Origin of the sequence: Cellulomonas biazotea (genome assembly GCF_004306155.1) — a bacterium.
In the GTDB taxonomy this organism is placed as follows: domain Bacteria; phylum Actinomycetota; class Actinomycetes; order Actinomycetales; family Cellulomonadaceae; genus Cellulomonas; species Cellulomonas biazotea.
Window position 1 is genome coordinate 1 of record NZ_BIMR01000213.1, and the last position, 2,990, is coordinate 2,990.

Here is a 2,990-nt window from a genome sequence, read left to right on the forward strand (position 1 = left end):
CCGCCCGCACCGTGGGCCGCCGGGCACCGCGGCGTCGACCTGCGCGCCTCGCCGGGGGCGGTCGTGCGGGCGCCCGCGTCGGGCACCGTCACGTTCGCCGGCACCGTCGCGGGGCGCGGGGTCCTCACGGTCACCCACGACGACGGTCGGCGCTCGTCGTTCGAGCCGGTGACGGCGACGACGGCCGTCGGGGCCCGGGTCGCGGCGGGCGACGTCGTGGGCACGGTCGACGAGGCCCGGGCCGCGCACTGCGCGCCGGCGACGTGCCTGCACTGGGGCGTGCGCGTGGGCGAGCGGTACGTCGACCCGTTGGCGCTGCTCGACGACGGCCCGATCGTGCTGCTGCCGTTCGACTGACCCGCGCGGGTGCGGGAGGTCAGACCTGCTCGGCCTCGACGAGCCGGGTGCGCAGGCGCAGCATCGCGGCGGTGTGCATCTGCGAGATGCGCGACTCCGTCACGCCGAGCACGCGGCCGATCTCGGCGAGCGTCATGCCCTCGTAGTAGTAGAGGACGACGACCATGCGCTCGCGCTCGCCGAGCTGCTCGATCGCGCGGGCCAGCAGGTACTTGGTCTCGGCGGCGTCCAGCGCTCCGGCAGGGTCCTGCGTGCGGTCGTCGCCGAGGGTGTCCCCCAGGCTGACACCGGCCTGACGGTCCTCGCCGCCGCCGAGCAGCTCGTCGAGCGCCGCGACGTTGACCGTGGAGAGCTGGGAGAACGTCGCGCGCAACTCGCTGACGGACACCTCGAGGTGTCCGGCGACCTCGGCCTCGGTGGGGACGCGGTGCAGCTTCGCCTCGAGCTCGGCGTAGGCGCGGTCGACCGAGCGGGCCTTGGTGCGCACCGAGCGCGGGACCCAGTCCATGGCCCGCAGCTCGTCGATGATCGCGCCGCGGATGCGGGACGAGGCGTACGACTCGAACTTCACGGCACGGTCGGTCTCGTACTTCTCGATCGCGTCGATGAGCCCGAACATGCCGTAGGACACGAGGTCCGCCTGCTCGACGGTGCTGGGCAGGCGCATCCCGACGCGGCCGGCGACGGCCGAGACGAGCGGCGCGTAGTGCAGGATCAGCTGCTCGCGCGCGGCCCGCGACCCGGTGGTCTTGTAGTCGTCCCACGCGGCGGCGACCGGCGACACGTCGACGACGGCCTCGACCTCGACGACCGGCGCCACCGGCTCGACGAGGGCGTCGGCGGCCGTCCGCTGACGGGGGACGACACCGATCGGGGCCGTGCCCGCGAAGCGGGTGCGGAGGACCTGTCCGGCATCCAGTGCACTCGTCATCGAGGTACTCCGTTCATGCGTGCGCGGGCGAGCGCGGGGCCGTGGACCGAGGACGTCGGCCGGGCCGGAGGGAGGGAGGTCGTGCACCGCGCGCCGCAGGTGCTGCCCGGGGTCGTCGTGCGTCCTGCCGTCGTCGACGACATGAGACCCACCCGACGTCCGGGCATTTCTCCGCGACGCGCGGGAAAAGCCGGGAACGCGACGCGGGAAGTCGCGACGGGAGGGTTCCCCACCGTGCTCCGCGTCTCGTTCATGGCCCTACGGTGACGGGAAACACAGGCAGGAACAAGCGGCTCCATCACCCGCTCGGCGCAGTCACGGTCGAATGCGGTCGCATTGTCTGAATCGATGTCCGATTCGGCCGATTCCCGCTCGGAAATTCACCCGCGCGGGGGCTGCGCACGTGGGACCTGCCGGGAACTCGTCGGTCACGTCACGCGTCCGGGCCCGGCCGAGGCCAGCCGCCATCCCTCCTGCACGCGTTCGACGGCGCCCTCGAGCTCAAGCATCCCGAGTGCTCCGCTGGCCTCGTCGAGGCTCACTCCCGCCCGGACGGCGAGCGCGGTGACGTCGAGCGCCCGCCGCCGGGACGCCGCGTCGAGGATGCGGCGCGCGTGCTCGGGGAGCTCGTCGCCCGGACGTGCCGCCGACGGCTCCTCTGCCTCGACCCCGGGGCCGCGCACGAGCTCCAGGACGTCGGAGACGTCCGTGACGCACACGGCGACGCCGTCCCGCAGCAGCCGGTGGCACCCCGCCGACGCGACCGAGGTGACGGGGCCGGGAACGGCACCGACCGGCCGGAGCAGGCCCGCGGCGTGGTGCGCGGTGCTCAGCGCTCCCGAACGCCACGCAGCCTCGACGACGACCGTCCCGGCCGCGAGCGCCGCGATGAGCCGGTTGCGCTGCAGGAACCGGCTGCGTGTCGGGGTCCGGCCGACCGGGACCTCCGCCACCACCGCGCCGCCGTCGGCGACGGCCGCCTCGATGAGACGCGCGTTCCCGGCCGGCGTGGCCCGGTCCACCCCGCCGGCGAGCACCACGACCGTCGGTCCGCCGCGCGCGAGCGAGCCGCGGTGCGCGGCCGCGTCGATCCCGAACGCGCCGCCCGACACGACGGTCGTCCGCTCGTCGGCGAGCCCCGCCGCGAGGTCGTGGGCGACGCGCTCCCCGTAGGTCGTCGCGGCGCGGGCGCCGACGACCGCGACCGAGCCACGTGTCATCGCGGCCAGCTCGCTGCGTCCGCGCACCCACAGGCCGACCGGCGCGGCAGGCCCGAGGTCGTCGAGGGGCGCGGGCCACGCGGGGTCGCCCGGCACGAGGAACGCGCCGCCCATCCGGTGCAGGACGTCGAGCGGCCGGTCGACGTCGAGCCCGGGCAGACGGGGCAGCCACCGGTCGAGCGCGCGCGCCAGGCGGGCACGCCCTGGCGCCTCCACCGCCTGCCCGACCGGACCCGGCGCGTCGTCGCGGCCGAGCGGATCCGGGACCTCGCCGGACCCCGCGGCACGGAGCAGCCACGCCCATGCCGCCGGCGCGCCCATCGCGGCGACCAGCGCCCCCGCGACCGCGTCGCCCGGCTCGACGAGCAGGCTCCACGCGACCCGGGCCGTGCGGTCGTCGTCGATCGCCTCGACGCGGGTCATGCGCCGTGCCCGCGCGTGCGCAGCAGGAGCGCCCGGCCGACGTCCGACCGGTCCGGAGC

The 2,990-nt window shown here is 75.8% G+C and carries 3 protein-coding genes; 1 reads left to right on the forward strand and 2 read right to left on the reverse strand.

Annotated features, from left to right (window positions below; translation table 11 throughout):
• The coding region (locus CBZ_RS13690; protein WP_130782079.1) for a M23 family metallopeptidase at positions 1-357 on the forward strand (357 nt) is incomplete at its 5' end.
• Positions 358-376: 19 nt separating this feature from the next.
• Here the strand turns inward: CBZ_RS13690 and whiG are convergent.
• Both whiG and dprA read right to left on the reverse strand, forming a co-directional pair.
• Positions 377-1,288 carry an RNA polymerase sigma factor WhiG gene (gene whiG, locus CBZ_RS13695; protein WP_174768677.1) on the reverse strand — a complete coding sequence of 304 codons (912 nt, stop codon included), beginning with the start codon at positions 1,286-1,288 and terminating at the stop codon, positions 377-379.
• A gap of 428 nt (positions 1,289-1,716) precedes the next feature.
• Positions 1,717-2,931, reverse strand: coding sequence for a DNA-processing protein DprA (gene dprA, locus CBZ_RS13700; RefSeq protein WP_130782080.1), 1,215 nt, complete (start codon positions 2,929-2,931; stop codon positions 1,717-1,719).
• Positions 2,932-2,990 lie beyond the last annotated feature (59 nt).